Raw genomic sequence first — 23,111 nt, 5'->3', positions numbered from 1 at the left:
ACGGACACGACACACACGGGGGAATCGCCATGGCCACCCGCCAGGTACCACAGACCGACCCGAATCCGGCCGCTGAAACCGCCGGAACCGCCGCCACAGCCGCCACAGCGGCCACAGCGGCCACAGCGGCCGAAGCGGCTACGGCGGCCGAGGCCCGCCGCCGTACCACCGCGCTCCGCCGGCAGATCGGCGCGCAGCTGCTCTTCGAACTCGTCCTGCCGCTCGGCTCCTACTACGGTCTGCGTGCCGCCGGCACCGGCCAGTGGCTCGCGCTGGTCGCAAGCGGTCTGCTGCTGGTGCCGTGGATCGGCTACGGCATCGTGCGGCAGCGGCGGGTCAACGCGATGGCCCTGTTCTCGCTGAGCCTGGTGGCCCTCGCCACCGCGCTGTCCATGGTCACCGGCAGCCCGCGGGTGCTGAACCTCAGGGACAGCTGGGTCACCGCCGCGATCGGATGCTGGATCCTCGGCACTCTCCTCACCCGGCGCCCGTTCATCATGACCTCCTCGCGCGGCATCGTCATCGCCAAGGTCGGCGAGACCGGCCTCAGGGAGTGGGAGGCCCGCTGGGACACGGAACCGGCGTTCCGCCACCATCTGCGGACGCTCACGGCGGTGTGGGGCGCGGTGTTCCTGCTCGACGCGGTCCTGCGCGTCGTGCTCGTGTACACCATCTCGGTGGACGCCTTCCCGCTCACCAGCACCCTGCTCTGGCTGGCGATGCTCGGCGGCCTGATCGGGTTCCACAACTGGTACGTCACCCGCAACGGCCTGAAGGTATGAGGGAAGCGACGGTGGACACCGACATCGAGGTACTGATCGCGGGAGCGGGCCCGACCGGCCTGCTGCTCGCCAACGAACTGGGCCTGGCCGGAGTGCGCGCGGCCGTCGCGGAGCGACTGCCCCACCGGACCGGCCACTCCAAGGCGCTCAACCTGCAACCGCGCACCGCCGAGGTGCTGGACTGCCGAGGCTGGCTGGCACCGGTCCTGGACCGGTCGCTGACCCTCCTGCCCGCCGGCCACTTCGCCGGACTGCCGCTCGACTACAGCGCGCTGGACACGGCCTTCCCGCACCAGGTCGGCATCCCCCAGGCCCGCGTCGAGGAGTTCCTGGAGGACCACCTCGCCCGGTACGGCGTCCCCGTGCTGCGCGGACGAGAGCTGACGTCGCTGCGGCAGGACGCGGACGGGGTCACCGCCACCCTCCTCGGCCCCGACGGCACCGAGTCCACCTGCCGGGCCCGGTATCTGGTGGGCGCCGACGGCGGGCGCAGCACGGTGCGCCACCTCCTGGGCACGCCCTTCCCCGGGCGGGACGGCCGCGTCGGCATGGCCGTCGCCGACATCGAACTCGCCCCCGCCGACGGCGGATCGGACGGCCCCGGCGAGTCCTGGCAGCTGCCCGACCTCACCCCGGACCCCGAGGGCGTCGCCTTCCTGCTCCCGCTCGGCGACGGCGTGCACCGGCTGATCCTCGGCGGCCCCGAGCAGCAGGGCGTCGACCGCGACGCCCCCGTCACCGACGACGAGGTGCGCGCGGCGCTGGCCCGCTGCCCCGGCCCGCCCCGCGCACTGCGCGCCGTACGCTGGGCCTCCCGCTTCACCGACGCCTCCCGGCAGGCCGAGCGCTACGCCGAGGGCCGCGTCCTGCTGGCCGGTGACGCCGCCCACATCCACGCCCCCGCCGGAGGGCAGGGCCTCAACCTCGGCATGCAGGACGCCTTCAACCTCGGCTGGAAGCTGGCCGCCACGCTCCGGGGCCGGGCCCCGGACGGGCTGCTGGCCACCTATCACGCGGAGCGGCACCCCGTCGGCGCCCGGGTCCTGGCCAACACCCAGGCCCAGATGGTGCTGACGCTCCCCGACCCGGACGCCATGGTGGTACGCGACCTGCTCACCGACCTGCTCACCGTGCCCGAGGCGAACCGCCGCGTCGCCGCCATGATCGCCGGCACGGACATCCGCTATCCCATGCCCGGCGCGCCGGACCATCCGCTGCTGGGGGCGCGGGCGCCCGGCGTCCGGCTGCCGGACGGGCGCGGAGCCCTGCTGGCCGACGCCGCGTCAGCGGTCACCGCCGCGGCGAGCGCCTGGTCGGACCGCGTCGACCGCCTCGACCGCGGACCCCTGGCCGACGAGGGCGAAGCGCTGCTGGTCCGGCCCGACGGCTACGTCTGCTGGGCGGGCCCGGACGACGACCCGCACGAACTGCGCTCCGCCCTCACACGCTGGTTCGGCCCGCCCACGACCCCGGCCGCCGGCCCCCGTCCGGCCGACGAGTTCCGCTGATCGCCCCCTTGAGTGACGCAGAACACAGCGACCGAACAGGAGTTCAGCACCTCGCCCACCCCCTCGGTGCCCGATATCGGGCAGGATTCTTGCGAAACCCGCGCCGGTACCAGAGGATCTACGGGTGCACGACGAACTCGTAGATCATCTGACGCGATCCACGCCCCTCGGCAGGGGCGAGGCGCTGCGGGTGATCCAGGACGTGCTCGCCTATTTCGACGAGTCGACGGAGGATTTCGTCCGTCGCCGCCACCGCGAGCTCCAGGCCCAGGGCCTGGTGAACGCGGCGATCTTCGAACGGATCGAGGCGGACCTCAGATATCGAGCGGTGGCACCGCCCGAGCTGACGCTCAGGCAGCTGCGCCGCATGGTCTACGGCTAGGAATACCTGCATATGTGCGGAATTGTCGGTTACATCGGGAAGCGTGACGTCGCCCCCCTCCTCCTGGAGGGCCTCCAGCGGCTGGAGTACCGCGGGTACGACTCCGCGGGCATCGTGGTCACCTCCCCGAAGGCGTCCGGCCTGAAGATGGTCAAGGCCAAGGGCCGGGTGCGCGACCTGGAGGCCAAGGTCCCGGCGCGCTTCAAGGGCACCACCGGCATCGCCCACACCCGCTGGGCCACCCATGGCGCCCCCTCCGACGTGAACGCCCACCCGCACATGTCGGCCGACAACAAGGTCGCCGTCGTCCACAACGGCATCATCGACAACGCCGCCGACCTGCGCCGCAAGCTGGAGGCGGACGGCGTCGAGTTCCTCTCCGAGACCGACACCGAGGTCCTCACCCACCTCATCGCCCGCGCCACCGCCGACAAGCTGGAGGACAAGGTCCGCCAGGCCGTCCGGCTGATCGAGGGCACGTACGGCATCGCCGTGCTGCACGCCGACTTCCCCGACCGCATCGTGGTGGCCCGCAACGGCTCCCCGGTCGTGCTCGGCATCGGCGAGAAGGAGATGTTCGTCGCCTCGGACATCGCCGCGCTGGTCATGCACACCCGGCAGATAGTGACGCTGGACGACGGCGAGATGGCCACCCTCAAGGCCGACGACTTCCGCACCTACACCACCGAGGGCACGCGGACCACCGCCGAGCCCACCACGGTGGAGTGGGAGGCCGAGTCGTACGACATGGGCGGCCACGACACCTATATGCACAAGGAGATCTTCGAGCAGGCCGACGCGGTCGACCGCGTGCTGCGCGGCCGGATCGACGACCGCTTCTCCACCGTGCACCTCGGCGGCCTCAACCTGGACGCCCGCGAGGCCCGGCAGATCCGCCGGGTGAAGATCCTCGGCTGCGGCACCTCGTACCACGCGGGGCTCATCGGCGCCCAGATGATCGAGGAGCTGGCCCGCATCCCCGCGGACGCCGAGCCGGCCTCCGAGTTCCGCTACCGCAACGCGGTCGTGGACCCCGACACGCTGTACGTCGCGGTCTCCCAGTCCGGTGAGACGTACGACGTGCTCGCCGCGGTGCAGGAGCTCAAGCGCAAGGGCGCGCGGGTCTTCGGCGTCGTCAACGTGGTGGGTTCCGCGATCGCCCGCGAGGCGGACGCCGGGATCTACGTCCACGCGGGCCCCGAGGTCTGCGTCGTCTCGACCAAGTGCTTCACCAACACCACGGTCGCCTTCGCGCTGCTCGCGCTGCACCTGGGCCGCACCCGCGACCTCTCGGTGCGCGACGGCAAGCGGATCATCGAGGGCCTGCGCAGGCTGCCCGACCAGATCACCGAGATCCTCAAGCAGGAGGAGCAGATCAGGGAGCTGGCCGAGCTGTACGCCGACGCCCGCTCGATGCTCTTCATCGGCCGGGTCCGCGGCTACCCGGTGGCCCGCGAGGCTTCCCTCAAGCTCAAGGAGGTCTCGTACATCCACGCCGAGGCCTACCCCGCCTCCGAGCTGAAGCACGGCCCGCTGGCCCTGATCGAGCCCGCGCTGCCGACGGTCGCGATCATCCCGGACGACGACCTGCTGGAGAAGAACCGCGCCGCGCTGGAGGAGATCAAGGCCCGTGAGGGCAAGATCCTCGCCGTGGCCCACCAGCACCAGGAGAAGGCCGACCAGACGATCCTCGTCCCGAAGAACGAGGACGAACTCGACCCGATCCTGATGGGCATCCCCCTCCAGCTCCTCGCCTACCACACGGCGAAGGCCCTGGGCCGGGACATCGACAAGCCGAGGAACCTGGCGAAGTCGGTGACGGTCGAGTAGGACGAGCAGGAGACGTGGCGTAGGCGCCCCTGTCCCCCGGTGATCCCCGGGGGACAGGGGCGCCGCTCGTCCGCCTGCCGCCATCGGATACGCGAAGAGGCCGGTGACCGCATTTCTGCGATCACCGGCCTCTTCCGATGAGGGTGAGTGACGGGACTCGAACCCGCGGCATCCTGGACCACAACCAGGTGCTCTACCAGCTGAGCTACACCCACCATGACCGGCGCTTGGAAACTTGTCGTTTCCCCGACCGGCCGAGAAGAAGTCTACAGGGTCCGAGGGGGTGCTCGCGCACAGGTTTTCGCGCGGACCCCCAGCGGACCCCGAACGGCCTCCGGGCGGACCCGGGGCGGCCTGTTCCGTCGGCTACTTCGCCGCCGGCAGGTCGGCTACTTCGCCGCCGGCAGCACGTGCTTCGCCGCGATGGTCCGCGCCGTCTCCGAGTCCGGTCCCGGCTGCGGGACGAAGACGGCCTCGCGGTAGTAGCGCAGCTCGGCGATGGACTCGCGGATGTCGGCGAGCGCCCGGTGGTTGCCGTTCTTCTCCGGGCTGTTGAAGTACGCCCTCGGGTACCAGCGGCGGGCCAGCTCCTTGACCGAGGAGACGTCCACGATCCGGTAGTGCAGCCAGTCCTCCAGCGTCGGCATGTCCCGCAGCAGGAAGCCGCGGTCGGTGCCGACCGAGTTGCCGCACAGCGGAGCCTTGCCGGGCTCCTTCACATGCTCCTTGATGTACGCCAGGACCTGCTCCTCGGCGTCCTCAAGGGTCGTACCGTTCGGGAGCTCGGCGAGCAGCCCGGACGCGGTGTGCATCTGACGCACCACCTCCGGCATCGTCTCCAGCGCCCGCTCCGGCGGGCGGATGACGATGTCCACCCCCTCGCCGAGTACGTTCAGCTCGGAGTCGGTGACGAGGGCGGCAACCTCGATGAGAGCGTCGTCGGACAGCGAGAGGCCGGTCATCTCGCAGTCGATCCACACCATGCGATCGTTCATGCGACCACCCTAAGGCGGACCTCGCCTTTTGGATGCCCCGCGTCGTCCCGGAAGTCGGTGGAGCGGCGGGGACGAGGCAAGGGGGTACGAGGTCTGGACCCCGTACCCCCTCACCCGGCCTTCCGGCCCCGGCCTTCCGGCTCCGGACGTCCGCTCAGCTTCCGGAACGCGGCCCCGGAAGCAGCGACATCGCCCCGGCCGCCGCCGTGCGCCTGCTCTGCATCGGCACCCCGTTGTCCCGCTCGGCGTGCAGCACCGAGGGCATGGCGCCCAGCGGCCCCGGACCCGGCAGCCCCGCGGGCGGCAACGGCTGCCCGGCCGACTGCTGGAGCGCGGCCTCCGCCTCACCCGGCTTGTCGGCGCCGGGCCGACGGGCCCGGTACGCCGCCCGGTACGCGGCCGGGGAGGAGCCGAGCTGGCGGCGGAAGTGCCCGCGCAGCGCGACCGGCGAGCGGAACCCGCACCGGCCGGCCACCTCGTCCACCGAGTAGTCCGACGTCTCCAGGAGCCGCTGCGCCTGGAGCACCCGCTGGGTGATCAGCCACTGCAGCGGCGCGCTCCCGGTGAGCGAACGGAATCTGCGGTCGAACGTACGACGGCTCATGTACGCGCGTGCCGCCAGCGTCTCCACGTCGAACTGCTCGTGGAGGTGCTCCAGCGCCCAGGCGACGACCTCGGCGAGCGGGTCGGCGCCGATCTCCTCCGGTAAAGACCGATCGAGGTAGCGCTCCTGACCGCCCGATCGGCGCGGCGGGACCACGAGTCGGCGGGCCAGCGCGCCGGCCGCCTCATTGCCGTGGTCCGTCCGCACGATGTGCAGACAGAGATCGATTCCGGCCGCCGTACCCGCGGACGTCAGCACGTCGCCGTCGTCGACGAACAGCTCCCGCGGGTCGACGTGCACCGACGGATAGCGCTTGGCCAGCGTCGGCGCGTACATCCAGTGGGTGGTCGCCGGGCGGCCGTCGAGCAGTCCGGCGGCCGCGAGCACGAACGCGCCGGTGCACAGCCCTACGATGCGGGCGCCCTCTTCATGCGCCCGGCGCAGCGCGTCGAGCGCCTCCTCGGGCGGTGGCGCGGTGATCGAGCGCCAGGCCGGTACGACGACCGTTCCGGCGCGGGCGATCGCCTCCAGCCCATGCGGGGCGGTGAGTTCGAGACCGCCGGTGGTCCGCAGCGGACCTTCCTCGCCGCCGCACACCAGCAGTCGGTAGCGCGGCACCCCGGCGTCCTGGCGGTCGATGCCGAACACCGACAGCGGTATGGAACTCTCGAAGATGGGGCCGCCGCTGAACAGCAGCACCGCGACGATCTCCTTGCGGCGACGCCCGGACAGTTTCCGGACAGCGGCTTCCGGCGCGGCAGTGGAGTCGTGGCTCATACTGCTAAGCCCCCCTCGGTGGTCGCGGCTCCTCGGTTGTGTCGCTCCTGCACGTTTCCCCTCGGTCCTGCACGAGTCCCCCGCCGTAAAGACAGTCAAGATCGAAATCTACTGGGTCCCGCGGACGCACGGTGACCAGTTCCAAATGCGGCACATTGTCGACATGACAACTTGGCGTGAAGCATTCGATCACGAAGCGTTGCACTCGTGGGGCGTGCAGGGAAGTGCGCCTCGGGGCAGTGGCCAAACCGCGTAGGGTGCGCGGCGCCCTGTAGACCCTTTCCGTGCAGGTGGAACGGGGGTTGGGGGGTACCGGGGACCCCCCTTGGGCGATATCCAGAAGTTGGCTGAAAAGAAGCGCTTGGAAGCATGGAAACCGGTCAGTCGACCGGTGTCCGCTCCCGGGTGTGACGTCCACCTCTTTGCACGCCGCAACGCCCGCCGCCCCGGGCTCCGTTACGGCCCCCGCCCCGGCCGCCGTCCCGCCCGGCCCCCCGCGTCCCGGCGCGCCGTGATCCACGCCCCCGGCTCCGGCCGTGATCCACGCCCCCGGCTCCGGCCCGCACCCCGGCGTGCGCCGCGTCGCGCCCCGCGCTCCGAACGCCGCAGCAGAAGCCGGCACGCGCTCGTGACGGCCGCCAGGCCCAGCGCGGTGCCCGTGGCACCGGCGAGCGAGGTGCCGTACCAGAGCAGGACCACCGGGACGAGGACGCAGGTGAAGGCGGCCCAGCGGATCAGCTCGCCCGTGCTGTCCTGCGCGCCGGGCTCCTCGTGGCGGGACCGGGGTCCGGACATCTCGTACTCCCTGTGGCGAGCCGTGTCGGCCGGGTGGCGTCCGGTGGCGCCTGGTGGCTCCCCGTGGCGGTGGCTCACCCTCTTCAACGCCCGGCCGAGCGGTCGGTCACCGGCCGTGCGCCCGCGAACGCTGTGCAAAGCGCCTGTACGGGGCAGCGAGCATTGCGTAACGGGCGCGGCTCGTGCATGCTCCGGTGAACCCCTACGGATGTCGGGGTGCCGCTTACGGAGCGTGCAAGGGATCTGGGCTCGGGAGGCGTGCCGCCGTACCCTTGGGGGTATGGGGTGGGGAAGATGTTTCCCGGACACAGCTCCGCTGCACACCGTCGTCCCATCCCCTAAAGGATCACAACGCCGAGACAGCCATGGCCGGTCACGAATTCTTCGAACCCGCGGACCGCAAGCGACCGGTCGCCGATCCTACGGCGGCCGATCCCCAGGCGGCCGAAGAGTCATGTCATTCCTGCGACCCCGCCTTCCGGCACGGAGTCGTCGTCGGCTTCGACGGCTCCACCTCCAGTGAGCGCGCCCTCGCGTACGCGATCGGCATGGCGCACCGCTCCCACTCCGGTCTGATCATCGTGCATGTCGCCAACCGGTTGCCCACCACGGTATGGGCGGGCTGCGAGCCACCGGTCTTCGTGGACGTGCCGGATCACCGTACGGAGGTGCTCGGTCTAGAACTCGCCTGCGCGGACTATCTGTCCGAGGTGCCCTGGATCCTCGTCGAGCGTGGCGGTGACATCTGCCATGAACTGGAGGAGGTGGGGCGGGAGTACGAGGCGGACGCGATCGTCGTCGGCTCCACGCACGGGATCGTGGGCCGGATCTTCGGCTCCGTCGCGGGCCGCCTCGCCCGCCGGGCACGGCGGCCGGTGATCGTCATCCCCTGAGGGGTTCCCCCGAGAGCGCCCCCGGCCGACCGGTGACGGCCGGCGTCGTCACTCTCCAGGTGGACTCCGGGCATCCCGAGGTTCAAGCCTTGTACGAAGTGGGGCCACCGCAAGGCAGTCCCTACGACGACGCCCGCACCACCAGCTCCGTCGGCAGGACCGCGTGCCGTCGTTCGCCGCGGCGCAGGCCCGAGGGGCGTTTGGCGGATATCTCGGTCAGCAGGAGGTCGATCATGGCGCGGCCCATGTTGTCGATGGGCTGGCGGACGCTGGTCAGGGGCGGGTCCATGTGGCGGGCGATGGCGGAGTCGTCGTAGCCGACGAGGGCGACGTCGTCGGGGATGCGCAGCCCGGACTCGCGCAGGACCTGGCGGGCGCCCGCGGCCGTGACGTCGGAGCCGGCGAAGACGGCGTCCAGGTCGGGGCGGCGGGACAGCAGGGCGGACATCGCCTTGCGGCCGCCCTCCTCGGTGAAGTCGCCGGATTCTATGAGGAGTTCGTCCACCTCATGGCCCGCCGCGCGCAGGGCGTCGCGGTAGCCGTCGACGCGGCGGCGGGCGCCGTAGACGTCCAGGCGGCCGGTGATGTGGGCGACGCGGGTGCGGCCGCGTCCCAGCAGGTGCTCCACGGCCGCGCGGGCACCGCCGTAGTTGTCCGAGTCGACCGAGGTGAGCGTCTCCGTGGCCGAGCGCGGGCCGCTGACCACGGCCGGGATCTCCAGCTGGGAGAGCAGTTCGGGGAGCGGGTCGTCGGCGTGCACCGAGACCAGGAGGACGCCGTCGACGCGGTGGGCGGCCAAGTACTCGGCGAGGCGCCGCCGTTCCCGGTCGTTGCCCGCGAAGATCAGCAGCAACTGCCACTCCGTGTCGGCCAGTTCGGCGCCGACCCCGCGCAGCATGTCGGAGAAGTACGGCTCCGCGAAGAACCGGGTCTCCGGCTCGGGGACGACGAGCGCGATGGCGTCGGTGCGGTTGGCGGCCAGTGCGCGGGCCGCCGTATTGGGGACGTAGCCCAGCTCGGCGACGGCCGCCTCCACCGCGGCGCGGGTCGCGTCGCTGACCCGGGGCGAGCCGTTGATGACCCGGGAGACCGTGCCCCGGCCGACCCCCGCACGCGCGGCGACCTCCTCCAGCGTGGGTCGGCCCCCGCTCCGGCCCCGCACTCCGTGGCTCGCCATGCGCTCCGCCTCCCTCGCTTCCTCCGGCTGTCCGCTTCCTCCGGTTGGCTGGAATCTAACAGTCCCACCCGGGACCCCATCGGCCCCGTATGCCCCCGGCGCCCCGAACGCCCCACCCGTGCGGGCCAGTTAACGCTCCGATAACTGAACTCAACCCCCCGCGTCAGGTCCCTTGACACCCCGCTCCGAACCGACGACTCTTCAAGCCATCACTTGTGGGAGCGCTCCCACAGTACCTGACACCTACACAACCCGCACGTTCCCCGCCCGAGCCGCAGCGCGTGACGAACGGGCCCGATTCCATGCAGTCGGCCGGGGGGTCGGCACGTCAGGCAACAGGAGGACGCAATGCGCACGAACTTCCGCCGGTCCAGGCGGATGATGGCCCTGGCGGCCGTCGCCGCGCTGACCACGAGTTTGTTGGCCGGCTGCGCCAAGGACACCAAGGACGGCTCCTCGGACAACGCGGACGGCGGCAACGGCAAAGGCAAGATCACGCTGACCGTCGGGACCTACGGCGTCTTCGGCTACAAGCAGGCCGGCCTCTACGACGAGTACATGAAGCTGCACCCGGACATCAACATCAAGGAGAACGTCACCACCCGCACCGACGTCTACTGGCCGAAGGTGCTCACCCGCCTCCAGGCCGGCTCCGGCACCGATGACATTCAGGCCATCGAGATCGGCAACATCACCGAGGCCGTGCAGACCCAGGCCGACAAGTTCGTCGACATGAGCAAGTACGTCGACAAGTCCCAGTGGCTGGACTGGAAGAACGCCCAGGCCACGACCAAGGACGGCAAGCTGATCGGGCTCGGGACCGACATCGGCCCGATGGCGATCTGCTACCGCAAGGACCTGTTCCAGAAGGCGGGCCTGCCCACCGACCGGGACAAGCTCGCCCAGATGTGGAAGGGCGACTGGGCCAAGTACGTCGACGTCGGCAAGCAGTACATGCAGAAGGCGCCCAAGGGCACCAAGTACGTGGACTCGGCGGCCTCCGTGTACAACGCGGCCCTCGGTGGCGGCGCGGACCGCTACTACGACAAGGACGGCAACGTCATCTGGGACAAGTCGCAGGGCGTGAAGAAGGCATGGAACGTGGCGATGACCGTCGCCACCAGCAACATGTCGGCGAAGCTCAAGCAGTTCGACCCGACCTGGGACCAGGGCTACGCCAACGCCTCCTTCGCCACCGTCGCCTGCCCCGCCTGGATGGTCGGCTACATCGAGCAGAAGTCCGGTGACTCCGGCAAGGGCAACTGGGACGTGGCGGCGGCGCCCACCGCGTCCAACTGGGGCGGCTCCTGGATCGGTGTGCCGAACGCGGGCAAGCACCAGAAGGAGGCCATCGCGCTGGCCAAGTGGCTGACCGAGCCCGCGCAGCAGGAGAAGGTGTTCTCCAAGCAGGCGAGCTTCCCGTCGACCCCCTCGGCCTACCCGAACCTGAAGCCGGCCGCCGACACCACCGCCTACTTCTCGAACGCGCCGCTCACCCAGATCTTCTCCGACTCGGCGAAGACGATCCCGACGCAGATCTTCGGCATCAAGGACCAGCCGATGACCACCGCCATCACGGACGTCGGCATCCTCCAGGTCGAGCAGAAGGGCAAGACGCCGGCCCAGGGCTGGGACGCCGCGGCCAAGGAGATCAAGGACGTGCTCGGCCAGTGACCAGCTCCAACGAGGCTCTCGCGCACTCCGCGTCGAGCGCCGAGGCCGCGCCCGGCACCCCGCCGGGCGCGGCCGCGCCCGGCACCCCGCCGGGCGCGGCCCGGGGCGCTCACGGCCCCGGCGGGCCCCCGGCCGACTCCTGGCGCAGCCGGCTCTACCGCTGGGACATGAAGGGGTCGCCATACGCGTTCGTCGCCCCCTTCTTCATCCTGTTCGGGGCCTTCACCCTGGTCCCGCTGCTCTACACGGCCTGGTACTCACTGCACAATGTGCAGCTTTCCTCGCTGGACCACCAGACCTGGACCGGCCTGGACAACTACAAGAACCTGTTGTCCTCGGATTTCTTCTGGAACGCCCTGAAGAACACCTTCACCATCGGCGTGATCTCGACGGTGCCGCAGCTGCTGGCCGCGCTCGGGCTCGCCCATCTGCTGAACTACCGGCTGCGCGGCTCGACCGTGTGGCGCGTGGTGATGCTGACCCCGTACGCCACCTCGGTGGCCGCGGCGACCCTGGTGTTCACGCTGCTGTACTCGTGGGACGGCGGCATGGTCAACTGGCTGCTGCACTTCGTCGGGGTGGGGCCGGTCAACTGGCGTGAGTCCGACTGGGGTTCGCAGTTCGCGGTGTCCTCCATCGTGGTCTGGCGGTGGACCGGCTACAACGCGCTGATCTATCTCGCCGCCATGCAGGCGATACCCGTCGACCTGTACGAGTCGGCGTCGCTCGACGGCGCCAACCGCTGGCAGCAGTTCCGCCATGTCACCGTCCCGCAGCTGCGCCCGACGATCCTGTTCACGGTCGTGGTCTCCACCATCGGCGCCACCCAACTCTTCGGTGAGCCACTGCTGTTCGGCGGGGTCAGCGGGTCCAAGGGCGGCTCCGAGCACCAGTACCAGACGCTCGGTCTGTACATGTACGACCAGGGCTGGATCGTCGGCAACCTCGGCAAGGCGTCCGCGATCGCCTGGTCGATGTTCCTGATCCTGCTGATCATCGCCGCGGTCAATCTGCTGCTCACCCGACGGCTGAGGAAATCCCAATGACCACCAGTGAACTGACGCTGCCGCCGAAGGCGCGGCCCACGCGCACCCGGCGCCGGGTGCTGGGCGCCGGCAAGCAGCTGCACGCGGGCCCGGTGACGTACGTCGTGCTGGCCGTCTTCGCGCTGGTCTCGCTCGCCCCGCTGGTGTGGACGGCGATCGCGGCCTCCCGCACCGACCGGCGGCTCGCGCAGACCCCGCCGCCGCTGTGGTTCGGCGGCAATCTGTTCAGCAACCTCCAGGCGGCCTGGGACCAGGCCGGGCTCGGCACCGCGATGGTCAACTCGGTGTTCGTGGCGGGCAGCATCACGGTCAGCACGGTGCTGTTCGCGACGCTGGCCGGGTTCGCCTTCGCCAAGCTCCGGTTCCGCTTCTCCGGGCTGCTGTTGCTGCTGACCATCGGCACCATGATGATCCCGCCGCAACTGGCCGTCGTACCGCTGTACTTGTGGATGGCGGACCTCGGCTGGTCGAACCAGCTCCAGACGGTGATCCTGCCGAGCCTGGTGACCGCCTTCGGCACCTTCTTCATGCGGCAGTACCTGGTACAGGCGCTGCCCTCGGAGCTGGTGGAGGCGGCCCGGGTGGACGGGGCGAGCAGTCTGCGCATCGTCTGGCACGTCGTCTTCCCGGCCGCGCGGCCCGCGATGGCGGTGCTCGGCCTGCTGACCTTCGTGTTCGCCTGGAACGACTTCCTGTGGCCGATCATCGCCCTGAACCAGCAGAACCCGACCGTGCAGGTGGCCCTGAACTCGCTGGGCACCGGCTATGTCCCGGACCAGTCGGTGATCATGGCGGGCGCGCTGCTCGGCACCCTGCCGCTGCTGATCGCCTTCCTGCTGTTCGGCAAGCAGATCGTGGGCGGGATCATGCAGGGCGCGATCAAGGGTTGAGCCCGGTCGGCCGATCACCCCGTACGGGGCCGGGCCGTCGCCGCCCGGCCCCCTCGTCCGTCCGCCCCGGACCGCGCCGTGCCGCACCCCGGGGCCCGCCCGCCCGGTCCGCACCCCACCTCCGGTCCCTCCAACTCATCCTGGGAGCGCTTCCATGCCTGAACCCCTCACCCCCGTCACCTTCCCGACCGACTTCCTCTGGGGCTGTGCGACCTCGGCGTACCAGATCGAGGGCGCGGTGCGGGAGGGCGGCCGCACCCCCTCGATCTGGGACACGTTCAGCCATACCCCGGGCAGGACGGCGGGCGGTGACCACGGTGACATCGCCGTCGACCACTACCACCGCTACCGCGAGGACGTCGCGCTCATGGCCGACCTCGGCCTGAACGCCTACCGGTTCTCCGTCTCCTGGTCCCGGGTGCAGCCGACCGGCCGGGGCCCCGCGGTCCAGGTGGGCCTGGACTTCTACCGGCGGCTCGTGGACGACCTGCTGGAGCACAACATCCAGCCCGCCGTCACCCTCTACCACTGGGACCTGCCGCAGGAGCTGGAGGACGCGGGCGGCTGGCCGGAGCGGGAGACCGCGCTGCGCTTCGCGGAGTACGCCCAGCTCGTCGGGGACGCCCTGGGCGACCGGGTGGAGCACTGGATCACCCTCAACGAGCCCTGGTGCAGCGCCTTCCTGGGCTACGGCTCCGGGGTGCACGCCCCCGGCCGCACCGACCCGGCGGCCTCGCTGCGCGCCGCGCACCACCTCAACCTGGGCCACGGCCTCGCCGTCTCGGCGCTGCGCTCGGTGATGCCGACCCGCAACCAGATCGCGGTCAGCCTCAACTCCTCGGTGGTACGGCCGCTCTCGCAGGACCCGGCCGACCTCGCGGCGGTCCGGCGCATCGACGACCTGGCCAACGGCGTCTTCCACGGTCCGATGCTGCACGGCGCGTACCCCGCCTCGCTGTCGGCGGACACCGCCTCGGTCACCGACTGGTCGTTCGTGCGGGACGGCGACCTGGCCGCGGCCAAGGCGCCGCTGGACGCGCTGGGCCTGAACTACTACACCCCCGCGCTGGTCTCCGCCGCCCCCGGCAAGGTCGCGGGCCCGCGCGCGGACGGCCACGGCGCCAGCGCGCACTCCCCCTGGCCCGGCGCCGACGACGTGCTGTTCCACCAGACGCCGGGCGAGCGCACCGAGATGGGCTGGACCATCGACCCGAGCGGCCTGCACGAGCTGATCATGCGGTACTCCCGGGAGGCCCCGGGGCTGCGGCTGTACATCACGGAGAACGGCGCGGCCTACGACGACAAGCCGGACGCCGAGGGCCGGGTGCACGACCCCGAGCGCATCGCCTACCTGCGCGCCCACCTCGCCGAGGTCGAGCGCGCCATCACGGACGGGGCCGATGTGCGCGGCTACTACCTGTGGTCCCTGATGGACAACTTCGAGTGGGCGTACGGCTACGGCAAGCGGTTCGGCGCGGTGTACGTCGACTACGCGACCCTGGAGCGCACCCCGAAGTCGAGCGCCCACTGGTACGGCAGGGCGGCGCGGACCGGGGAGCTGCCGCCGGTCGACGCGGCGTGAGCTGACCGCGTGCGCGAGGGGCGCGGCATCCCGCTGCCGCGCCCCTCACACGTGCCCGCGCCTCACACGCCTCATTTGAAGGCGGCGAAGGCCTTCGAGAACGCCCACTTGTCCTGGGCGATAGAGCTGCACGTGGGGTCGGCGGAGGGCTTGGGGCCGCCGGGGCACTGCTGGTCGCGGGCGGCGGACCACATGGACAGCCCGCCCAGGCCCTTGGCCGCGGCGAAGCCCGCCAGCTGGGTGGCGTCGGAGACCGTGAAGGTCTCGGCGGAGACATCGTTGACCCCGATCATCGGGGTGACGGCGACGGTCTTCCAGGCGGCCGCGTCGGAGAGCCCGAGCACGCTCTTGACCTGGGCCTGGGTGGCGGTCGCGGCCTGCTCGGCGTAGCCGCCCATGTCGCCGCTGTACGAGGAGCCGTAGTCCATCGCCATGATGTTGACCAGGCCGGTCTTCACCCCGTTGGCCTTGGCGTTGGACAGCAGATTGACGCCGTCCTGGGTGAGGCCCTCGGGCATCACCGGGAGGGTGAAGGAGACGTCCAGGCCGGGGTGCTGGGCCTGGAGCTTGGCGATGGCCTGGGCGCGGCGGGTGTTGGCGGCCGTGTCGGGCAGCGCGCCGCCCTCCACGTCGAAGTCGACCTTGGTCAGCTTGAACGCGTCGATCGCCTTGCCGTACGCCGCCGCCAGCGCGTCCGCGGAGGAGCAGGTGGTGGCCAGCTCGGAGCCGGAGGCGCCGCCGAAGGAGACCCGGACGTCACCGCCCTTGGCGCGCAGGGCGCCGATCTGCGCGGCCACGGCGTCGCTGGTCACATCGGTGACGCCGCCCCACTTGGGGGTGCAGCCGCCGCCGTCGGTGATGAAGGCCAGGTTGTAGTTCTTCACCCCGGTGGCGTCGGCGGCGCCGAGGAGGTCGAAGGCCGGGTAGAGGGAGGTGTCCACGTAGGGCGCGAACCCGGCGGACGCGGCGGTGCCCGAGCCGGTGCTCGTGGTCGGCGTGGGGGTGGGGGTGGCCGTCCTGGTGGGCGTGGGGGTCGGGGTGGGGGTGGGGGTTCCGGTCTCGGTGGGGCGGCCGCTCGGTTCGGGGGCCGGACCGCCGTCGGTGGAGCAGGAGCTGTTGTCGATACGACAGCCCGTCGGGGCGCCGCCGCCCTCGACCACGAAGCCGACGGTCACCGACTTGCCGGGGGCGAGACCCGCGGTGTCCCAGCTCGCCGGGCGGACCGTGACATGGCTCCCGCTGACGCTCGACACGCCGTTCCACAGCGAGGACAGCTTCGCCCCGGCCGGCAGGTCGAACTCCAGGGTCCAGGTCTTCTCCTGCTGGGTGCTGTTGTTGGTGACGACGTACTGGCCGGTGTAGCCGGTGGACCAGTCGCTGGTCCTGGTGTACGCGGCGTTCACCCCGGCGGCGTTCGCCGTGCCCGTGAACAGGAGCGCGCCGCCGCCGACCACGGCCGCGGCGACGATGCCGCCTATCGCCTTGTTCCTGCCACTGATCCTGCGCCGGTGGGTGCTCATGCGCATGCCTGCCTTCGTTCGTCACGGGGGGTGTGGTGCGGCAGCACGCTAGCGAGCCGGAATCGGGCAAACCGCTTGATGCGGACGGTCGTCCCGGTCCTTAGGGTTCGCTTAAGGAAGGGATCGGGGCCGGTTAAAGGTCGGCACCAGTCGGCGTGCCCCGCGCCGTCGCACGGCACCCCGGTGTCCCCGCCGCCGCGGCCCCCGCGCGTCCCGCTGGAAGCGGATGCGTATCTCACTGCCGCCGAGCACCGAGGCGCCGATACGGACATCGCCGCCGGTGGACTCGGCGAGCCGGCGCACGATGTCGAGGCCGAGCCCGGTCGAGCCCGTGGTCCCCGAGCCCCGGCCGCGGGCCAGCGCCGCCTCGGGGTCGGGTATGCCGGGGCCCGCGTCGGAGACCAGCACGATCACCGCGTCCTCGCCCTGGTGCACGTCCACCGCGAAGGCGGTGCCCTCCGGGGTGTGCCGGAAGACATTGCCGAGCAGGGCGTCGAGGGCGGCGGCCAGGTCGGCGCGGGCCACGGGTATCCACACCGGGCGGTCCACCCCGGCCACCCGCCAGGTGCGGCCCTCGTCCTCGGCGAGCGCGGACCAGAACTCCATCCGCTCGCCCACCACTTCGGCCGCGTCGCACCCGGTGCCCGGTCCGGGCGCGGCCGTCTGGGGCTTGGCCTCACGTGCCGTGCGGATGATGATGTCCACCTCGCGCTCCAGCTGGGCGACGGCCGCGCGGGTCTGCTCGGCGGCCGGACCGGCGCCCAGCGAGGCCGCGTTCAGCCGCAGGACGGTCAGCGGGGTGCGCAGCCGGTGGGAGAGGTCGGCGGCCAGCTCCCGCTCCCCCGCGAGGAGCCGGACGACCTGGTCGGCCATGGAGTTGAACGCGACCGCCACGAGCCGCAGTTCGGTCGGGCCCTCCTCCGGCACCCGGGCGCCCAGCTCGCCCTCGCCCAGCTCCCGCGCGCCCTCGACCAGCCGGCGCGCGGGCCGCACCATGCGCACCCCGAGCCGGTCGGCGACGGCGACCGAGCCGACGATCAGCGCGAGCCCGACCCCGGCCAGCACCGCCCAGGCGGTGCCGACGCCATGGGTCACCTCGGACTCCGGGACGTACACCTCGACCACGGCGATCGCGCCGGAGCCGAGCGCCACCGGTTGCAGCAGGGCGAAGCCGCCGGTGACGGTGGCGGTGGAGGCCCGGCCGAGCCGTCGTACCGCCTGGACGTCATGGCCGGTGGCGCGGGAGGCGCCGATGTCGAGCGCGCCGCGGGCACCCTCGGCGGGCAGGTGGACGGCCATCCCGGAGTCGGCGCCCGCGGCGGCCACCACCCGCTCCAGCTGGTCCCGGTCGGTGGTGATGGACAGCGCGGGCGCCACGGCGGCGGCCTCCCGCTCGGCGCCCGCGAAGGCGCGGTCGCGGGCCATCTCCCGGACCACCAGGCCGAGCGGCACGGCGAAGGCGACGACGACCATGGTGGTGACCGCCAGGCAGACCTTGACCAGGGCCCACCTCATCGCACCGGCTCCGGGTCCGCCGGGGGTTCCAGCTTCACGCCGACACCCCGCAGCGTGTGCAGATAGCGCGGCCGGGCCGCCGTCTCCCCCAGTTTCCGGCGCAGCCAGGACAGATGGACGTCGATGGTCTGGTCGTCGCCGTACGACTGCCGCCAGACCTCGGCGAGCAGTTCCCTGCGGGGGACGACGACGCCGGGGCGAGCGGCGAGGAAGGCGAGCAGGTCGAACTCGCGGCGGGTGAGGTCGAGCCGGGTGCCGTCCAGCTCGGCCTGGCGGCGCAGCGGGTCCACGGTCAGACCGCCGACGCGCAGCACGGTGGAGGGCGGGACCTCGCCGCCGGTGGCGCGGGCCCGGCGCAGCACCGCCGCGATCCGGGCGGAGAGGTGGCCGACGGAGAACGGCTTGGTCAGGTAGTCGTCCGCCCCCGCGTTCAACAGCCGCACTATCTCCGCCTCGTCGTCCCGGGCGGTGGCGATGATGACCGGCACATCGGTGATGCCGCGCAGCATCTTCAGGGCCTCGGAGCCGTCCAGGTCCGGCAGTCCGAGGTCCAGGACGACCACGTCGAAACGGTGATGGGCGACCTCGCGCAGCGCCTCCAGTGCCGTACCGACGGAGCGCACGGTGTGCGAGGCGTCGGTCAACTGCCGGATGAGCGCGGAGCGTACGAACTGGTCGTCCTCGACCACGAGCAGACTTGCCATGCGCCGCACCGTACGCCATGCGCGAGAGCCCGGTGCGGGCCTGTGGACAACTCCGCGGCTGTGGACAACCGGTGCCGATCGGGTGTGTCCGGTGGGGCAGGATGGACGCGATGCGCAGAGGACTCGTACACGTACTGGCCTGGCTGCTCGCGACGGGCGCGGCGGTCACGCTGTCGTGGTGGGGCGTGCACACGGTGATGGCGGGGACGGCGTACGCCCCGCCGCGCGCGCTGCCGGTCGTCGGAGCGGGCGCCCCGACGACGAGGGCGACATCGGCCACGGCCCCGGACGCCCCGCCGTCGCACCGGCCGTCCCGATCGCACCCCGCGTCCCCGTCCCCGTCGTCCTCCCCCTCCTCCCCCGCGGCGACCGCGGGCCGCTCCCCGGGCCCCTCCGCGCCCCGCCCCTCCGCCACCGCCTCCGGCGAGGTCAAGGCGTACGACACCGACGGCGGCCGTGCGGTGTTCGAGCTGGGCGCGGCCGATGCCACGCTCGTCTCGGCGACGCCGGGGGCCGGCTGGTCGATGCAGGTGTGGAAGACGGGGACGTGGATCCGGGTGGAGTTCAGCCGGGGCACGGACCGGGTGTCGGTGTTCTGCACCTGGCACGACGGCCCGCCGCACGTGGAGATCGGCACCTACTGAGGCGGACCGCCGGGTTCCGGTGGGCCGCTGAGTCTCAGTGGAGCACCGGGGTTCAGTGGAGCACCGGGATTCAGCGGAACACCGAGGGCGGCGGCGCCGGGGAGTCCACGGCCGCCGCGTCCGTGACCGGCCGCGCGCCGCCGGTGAAGTCGGTGAGCTGACGGCCGTGTTCGACCCGGGCGGTGTGCGGGTCACCGGCCGCGCGCCGGGTGAGTTCGGACAGCGGCAGCGGCAGGTCGGAGGCGACCAGGATCGCGTTGCCGAAGCGTTTGCCGCGCAGTAGGGCCGCGTCGGCGATCAGCGCGAGTTCGGTGAACCGGGCGGCCGCGGTGGCGATCTGGCCGCGCAGATGGGTGAGCGGCGGGCCGTCGGCGAGGTTGGCGGCGTAGATCCCGGACGGTTTCAGGGCGCGGCGCACCTCGTCGAGGAACTCGGTGGAGGTGAGGTGGGCGGGGGTGCGGGCGCCGCTGAAGACATCGGCGACGATCAGATCGGCCCAGCCGTCGGGCACCTTGCCGAGTCCCGCACGGGCGTCCGCAGAGCGCACCCGGATCCGGGCGTTCGGATCCAACGGCAGCTCCCGCCGCACCAGTTGCACAAGGCTCGCGTCCCGCTCCACGACCTGCTGGGTGGACCGGGGCCGGGTGGCGGCGACATAGCGGGCGAGGGTGAGGGCGCCGCCGCCCAGATGGACGGCGTGCACGGGCTTGCCGGGCGGCGCGGCGAGGTCGATGACATGGCCGAGGCGGCGCTGGTACTCGAAGGAGAGATACCCGGGGTCGTCCAGGTCGACGTGCGACTGTGGCGCCCCGTCGATCAGCAGCGTCCAGGCCCGGCTGCGGTCAGGGTCGGGGACGAGTCGCGCGAGACCGCCGTCGACGGCTTCTTCTACGGCGGCGGTGGCGGCCGCTGCCCGCCGCGGGTTCCTTGACCTGCCCATCCGCCCATTTTCTCAGGTCCCCGCGGTAAACGTTTCAGCAGCATTTGTCGGCGGCCTCGATCAGGCGCGCCGCCTCGCCGAGGGCCTCGCGCAGGACGGCCGGGTCGGTGGCGAGGTCGGCGTCGTCACCGGGGGGCAGCAGCCAGTCGGCGCCCGCGACCGGGGGGTCCGGGGCGAGCCGCAGACCGCGCCCGTTGGTCTCCGTGCAGGTGCTGCCCGGCACGTCCCAGCCGGCCGCGGTGCCCGCGGGCACCAGGAAGCCGAGGGTGTCCCGGTCGTCGTCGTGCAGCACCGGTCCGACCGCGTCCGCGGCCGCGCGCCGCAGGATGTCGACCGCTTCCAGGCCCTGCCGGGCCGGTACGGTCACCAGGTCGCACACCGTGTCGCCCGGGGCGGGCGGCGACGGCGAGGTACACGGTTCACTGCTCTGGCTGGTCTCCATGCCCGCCTCCACCACACAGCACTGTCGCGGTCAACACGTTCAACGCGCCACCGTGTCAACGGCTACGGCACAAGTGCGCCGCAAAGGATGGCACTTCATGGCAGATCACGGATGAGATATCCGCTTTTGTGGCCAAACCCAGCGTGGCGGGACCCTCACAGCCGGTACGTTCTTGCTCGCCGGAACCAGGGCACCACTCGGGCGCCATGTCCCGAACCCGCCCCGGCACCGGCATGGTTCGACGGTTCGCACGAGAGGACCCGGCCATGGCGTCGTCTACCGTGACCTCGTCACAGCCCGAACGGCCATCCCGGCCGAACCTCGCCTTCCGGCGGCTGCGCGGCCGGCGCTCACCGGCCGAGTTCGCGGCGCTGGTGCGGCGGGCCGCGCGGGAGATCGGTGAGCGGGTGAGCTGTGACGCGCGCTACGTCGGGCGGGTCGAGGCGGGTGAGATCCGCTGCCCGAACTACGCCTACGAGCGGGTGTTCCTGCATATGTTCCCCGGTCGTACGCTCGCCGACCTCGGCTTCGCGCCCCGCTCGTCCGTCCGCGGCCGCGCGGCGCGCACCGTCCCCCGGGCGCGCACCGCGGGCGGTGTGGAGGAGGCCGTCACCGGGTACCCGGGCGAGCCGCAGGACCAGCACGACGCGCATGACCCGTATGACCCGCACGAGGTGTGCGGCCCCCCGGGGCCGTACCCGTACGACCATCCGAACCACGAGGAGAGCGACGTGCTGCGTCGCGCATTCATGACCGGCGGGGCCACCGTGGCCGCCGCCGCGCTGGGCCCGCTGGGGCCCACCCCGGACACCGTGCCCGCGCCCCGCCGCTCGCGCCGGCCCGGGAGCACCGAGGCGACGGCCCTGGAGGACGCGGTCCGCCGGATCCGGCTGCTGGACGACCGGCACGGCGCGGACGGCCTCTACCGGCGCGCGGCGGCTCCCCTGCGCGCGGCGTACGCGCTGCTGGACGCGGGCGCGACCCGGCGGGCCACCGTCGAGCGGCTGCACACGGGCGCGGGTGAACTCGCCATCTCCGTGGGCTGGCTGGCGCACGACTCCGGCCGCTTCGACGACGCGCGCTCGCACTACGCGGAGGCGTTGGCCACGGCCCGGATGACCGGGGACGAGGGGCTGGAGGCGCACGCCTTCTGCAACACCGCGTTCCTGGCGCGGGACGCGGGGCGGCCCCGGGAGGCGGTGCGCGCCGCGCAGGCCGCGCAGCGGGCGGCCCCTGGGCGGGGCTGGCCGACCGCACCGGCTGCGCGCGGGCGCTCGCCCGGGCGCAGGCCCTGTTCGCGCGGGGGCGCTGCGCGGCCGACCCCGAGTGGATGAGCTTCTACGGCGAGGCCGAGCTGGAGGGGCTGGAGGCGCAGTGCTGGTCCATGCTGGGCGACTGGCCGCGGGCGTCCCGGCACGCCCAGCGGGCGGCGGACCTCCAGGACCCCCACTTCACCCGGAACATCGCCCTGTACACGGCGGAACTCGCCGACGATCTGGCCCGCGAGGGTCGTCCCGACGAGGCGGCGGAGGCGGGGGCGCGGGTGCTGTCGCTGCTCGACCAGGTGCAGTCGTCCCGGATCCAGACGATGCTGGCCGGGACGGCGCGGGTGCTGCTGCCGCATCGGCGGGCCGCGGGGGTCTCCGACTTCCTCGACCGGCACAAGGCGTACCCGAGGGTGGCGGGGGCGTAGCGGCAGGTCCCTAGCCCGCCAGGTGGCGCACGTCAGCCCGCCAGGTGGCCCACGTCGTTCCAGCTCTCCAGTGCCGGTTCGCCGTACGCCCAGCCCAGGACCGAGAGCGAGGTCGGGTTGAGGCGGATGCGCGCGGCGAAGTCCAGGGGGAAGCCCAGCCAGCGCGCGGCCAGGGAGCGCAGGATGTGGCCGTGGGCGAAGAGGAGGACATCGCGGTCGGCGGCGCGGGCCCAGCTGACGACCTCGTCCGCGCGGGCGGTGACCTCGGCGACGCTCTCCCCTTCGGGGACGCCGTCGCGCCAGATCAGCCAGCCGGGGCGGATCGCCTGGATCTCGGCCGGGGTGAGGCCCTCGTACGCGCCGTAGTCCCACTCCATCAGCGCGTCCCAGGTCTCGGCCCGCTCCCCGAACCCGGCCAGCGCACAGGTCTCCGCGGCGCGCACGAGCGGGCTGGTGCGGACCTCCACACCGGGCAGTCCGTCCAGCGGCGCCCGGTGCAGGCGTTCCCCGAGCAGCTTCGCGCCGTGCCGGCCCTCCGCCAGGAGCGGCACATCGGTCCTGCCGGTGTGCTTGCCGGACAGCGACCAAGCCGTCTGTCCGTGCCGGGCCAGCAGGATGCGCGGTGCCATGGGGGACCTTTCCGGGAGGCGGACGCCCACAGGACGTCACAGGAACAACAAGAGTCGGTCCCTCCATCATCGCTCACCCCCTCGGGGGC

General features: G+C 72.1%; 20 protein-coding genes, 1 tRNA gene and 1 pseudogene. 11 read left to right on the top strand and 11 right to left on the bottom strand.

Annotated elements, in window-relative coordinates; all coding sequences use genetic code 11:
- The first annotated feature begins 29 nt into the window (after positions 1-29).
- The 4 genes from ACLF5H_RS33425 (at position 30) to glmS (ending at position 4,502) form a co-directional block, all read left to right on the top strand.
- A complete protein-coding gene (locus ACLF5H_RS33425) occupies positions 30-782 on the top strand; it encodes a VC0807 family protein (RefSeq protein ID WP_421679766.1) in 753 nt (250 codons plus the stop codon).
- Between the two features lie 11 nt (positions 783-793).
- Complete coding sequence (locus ACLF5H_RS33420; protein WP_421679765.1) at positions 794-2,290, top strand: FAD-dependent monooxygenase; 1,497 nt, start codon at positions 794-796, stop codon at positions 2,288-2,290.
- A 124-nt stretch (positions 2,291-2,414) separates the two neighbouring features.
- Positions 2,415-2,672: a hypothetical protein gene (locus tag ACLF5H_RS33415; protein WP_421679764.1), complete on the top strand. Its 258-nt coding sequence runs from the start codon at positions 2,415-2,417 to the stop codon at positions 2,670-2,672.
- A gap of 12 nt (positions 2,673-2,684) precedes the next feature.
- Positions 2,685-4,502, top strand: coding sequence for a glutamine--fructose-6-phosphate transaminase (isomerizing) (gene glmS, locus ACLF5H_RS33410; protein WP_421679763.1), 1,818 nt, complete (start codon positions 2,685-2,687; stop codon positions 4,500-4,502).
- Positions 4,503-4,644: 142 nt separating this feature from the next.
- Here the strand turns inward: glmS and ACLF5H_RS33405 are convergent.
- From ACLF5H_RS33405 to ACLF5H_RS33390, 4 genes are all read right to left on the bottom strand, one after another.
- A tRNA-His gene (locus tag ACLF5H_RS33405) sits at positions 4,645-4,717 on the bottom strand.
- A 174-nt stretch (positions 4,718-4,891) separates the two neighbouring features.
- Positions 4,892-5,497, bottom strand: a complete 606-nt coding sequence (gene orn / locus ACLF5H_RS33400) for an oligoribonuclease (RefSeq protein ID WP_182775760.1) — start codon at positions 5,495-5,497, stop codon at positions 4,892-4,894.
- A gap of 154 nt (positions 5,498-5,651) precedes the next feature.
- Positions 5,652-6,878 (bottom strand): helix-turn-helix domain-containing protein, encoded by a 1,227-nt coding sequence (locus ACLF5H_RS33395; protein WP_421679762.1) that lies wholly within the window; start codon positions 6,876-6,878, stop codon positions 5,652-5,654.
- 456 nt (positions 6,879-7,334) lie between these two features.
- Positions 7,335-7,673 (bottom strand): hypothetical protein, encoded by a 339-nt coding sequence (locus ACLF5H_RS33390; RefSeq protein WP_421679761.1) that lies wholly within the window; start codon positions 7,671-7,673, stop codon positions 7,335-7,337.
- A 365-nt stretch (positions 7,674-8,038) separates the two neighbouring features.
- Here ACLF5H_RS33390 and ACLF5H_RS33385 point away from each other — a divergent pair, with 365 nt between their 5' ends.
- On the top strand, positions 8,039-8,566 hold the full coding sequence (locus tag ACLF5H_RS33385; RefSeq protein ID WP_421679760.1) for a universal stress protein: 528 nt from the start codon (positions 8,039-8,041) through the stop codon (positions 8,564-8,566).
- A gap of 121 nt (positions 8,567-8,687) precedes the next feature.
- Here ACLF5H_RS33385 and ACLF5H_RS33380 read toward each other — a convergent pair whose 3' ends face one another.
- On the bottom strand, positions 8,688-9,743 hold the full coding sequence (locus ACLF5H_RS33380; RefSeq protein ID WP_421679759.1) for a LacI family DNA-binding transcriptional regulator: 1,056 nt from the start codon (positions 9,741-9,743) through the stop codon (positions 8,688-8,690).
- A gap of 348 nt (positions 9,744-10,091) precedes the next feature.
- Here ACLF5H_RS33380 and ACLF5H_RS33375 point away from each other — a divergent pair, with 348 nt between their 5' ends.
- From ACLF5H_RS33375 to ACLF5H_RS33360, 4 genes are all read left to right on the top strand, one after another.
- Entirely contained in the window at positions 10,092-11,417 is a 1,326-nt protein-coding gene (locus ACLF5H_RS33375; protein ID WP_421679758.1) for an ABC transporter substrate-binding protein, read from the top strand.
- Positions 11,414-12,463 carry a carbohydrate ABC transporter permease gene (locus ACLF5H_RS33370; RefSeq protein ID WP_421679757.1) on the top strand — a complete coding sequence of 350 codons (1,050 nt, stop codon included), beginning with the start codon at positions 11,414-11,416 and terminating at the stop codon, positions 12,461-12,463. Before ACLF5H_RS33375 ends, ACLF5H_RS33370 begins: the two co-directional genes overlap by 4 nt.
- Positions 12,460-13,353: a carbohydrate ABC transporter permease gene (locus ACLF5H_RS33365; protein WP_421679756.1), complete on the top strand. Its 894-nt coding sequence runs from the start codon at positions 12,460-12,462 to the stop codon at positions 13,351-13,353. The genes ACLF5H_RS33370 and ACLF5H_RS33365 overlap by 4 nt, the downstream gene beginning before the upstream one ends.
- 154 nt (positions 13,354-13,507) lie before the next feature.
- Positions 13,508-14,935, top strand: a complete 1,428-nt coding sequence (locus ACLF5H_RS33360; protein ID WP_421679755.1) for a GH1 family beta-glucosidase — start codon at positions 13,508-13,510, stop codon at positions 14,933-14,935.
- A 71-nt stretch (positions 14,936-15,006) separates the two neighbouring features.
- Here ACLF5H_RS33360 and ACLF5H_RS33355 read toward each other — a convergent pair whose 3' ends face one another.
- From ACLF5H_RS33355 to ACLF5H_RS33345, 3 genes are all read right to left on the bottom strand, one after another.
- Positions 15,007-16,455 (bottom strand): cellulose binding domain-containing protein, encoded by a 1,449-nt coding sequence (locus tag ACLF5H_RS33355; RefSeq protein ID WP_421679754.1) that lies wholly within the window; start codon positions 16,453-16,455, stop codon positions 15,007-15,009.
- A 111-nt stretch (positions 16,456-16,566) separates the two neighbouring features.
- Positions 16,567-17,970 (bottom strand): ATP-binding protein, encoded by a 1,404-nt coding sequence (locus ACLF5H_RS33350; RefSeq protein ID WP_421679753.1) that lies wholly within the window; start codon positions 17,968-17,970, stop codon positions 16,567-16,569.
- A complete protein-coding gene (locus ACLF5H_RS33345; RefSeq protein WP_421679752.1) occupies positions 17,967-18,674 on the bottom strand; it encodes a response regulator transcription factor in 708 nt (235 codons plus the stop codon). Before ACLF5H_RS33345 ends, ACLF5H_RS33350 begins: the two co-directional genes overlap by 4 nt.
- A gap of 110 nt (positions 18,675-18,784) precedes the next feature.
- Between ACLF5H_RS33345 and ACLF5H_RS33340 the strand changes: the two genes are divergently transcribed.
- Positions 18,785-19,318, top strand: coding sequence for a hypothetical protein (locus ACLF5H_RS33340; RefSeq protein WP_421679751.1), 534 nt, complete (start codon positions 18,785-18,787; stop codon positions 19,316-19,318).
- Between the two features lie 70 nt (positions 19,319-19,388).
- Here ACLF5H_RS33340 and ACLF5H_RS33335 read toward each other — a convergent pair whose 3' ends face one another.
- Positions 19,389-20,258 (bottom strand): spermidine synthase, encoded by an 870-nt coding sequence (locus tag ACLF5H_RS33335; protein ID WP_421679750.1) that lies wholly within the window; start codon positions 20,256-20,258, stop codon positions 19,389-19,391.
- 34 nt (positions 20,259-20,292) lie between these two features.
- Positions 20,293-20,700, bottom strand: a complete 408-nt coding sequence (locus ACLF5H_RS33330; protein WP_421679749.1) for a hypothetical protein — start codon at positions 20,698-20,700, stop codon at positions 20,293-20,295.
- Positions 20,701-20,966: 266 nt separating this feature from the next.
- On the opposite strand from ACLF5H_RS33330, the pseudogene ACLF5H_RS33325 reads away from it, so the two are divergent.
- A pseudogene (locus ACLF5H_RS33325) lies at positions 20,967-22,393 on the top strand (hypothetical protein).
- Positions 22,394-22,425: 32 nt separating this feature from the next.
- On the opposite strand, the gene ACLF5H_RS33320 reads toward ACLF5H_RS33325, so the two are convergent.
- Entirely contained in the window at positions 22,426-23,022 is a 597-nt protein-coding gene (locus ACLF5H_RS33320; protein ID WP_421679748.1) for a histidine phosphatase family protein, read from the bottom strand.
- Between the last annotated feature and the right edge of the window lie 89 nt (positions 23,023-23,111).

Source organism: Streptomyces sp. LaBMicrA B280 (assembly GCF_049222185.1).
Classification (GTDB): Bacteria; Actinomycetota; Actinomycetes; order Streptomycetales; family Streptomycetaceae; genus Streptomyces; species Streptomyces murinus.
This window is presented reverse-complemented; position numbering and strand designations above follow the sequence as displayed.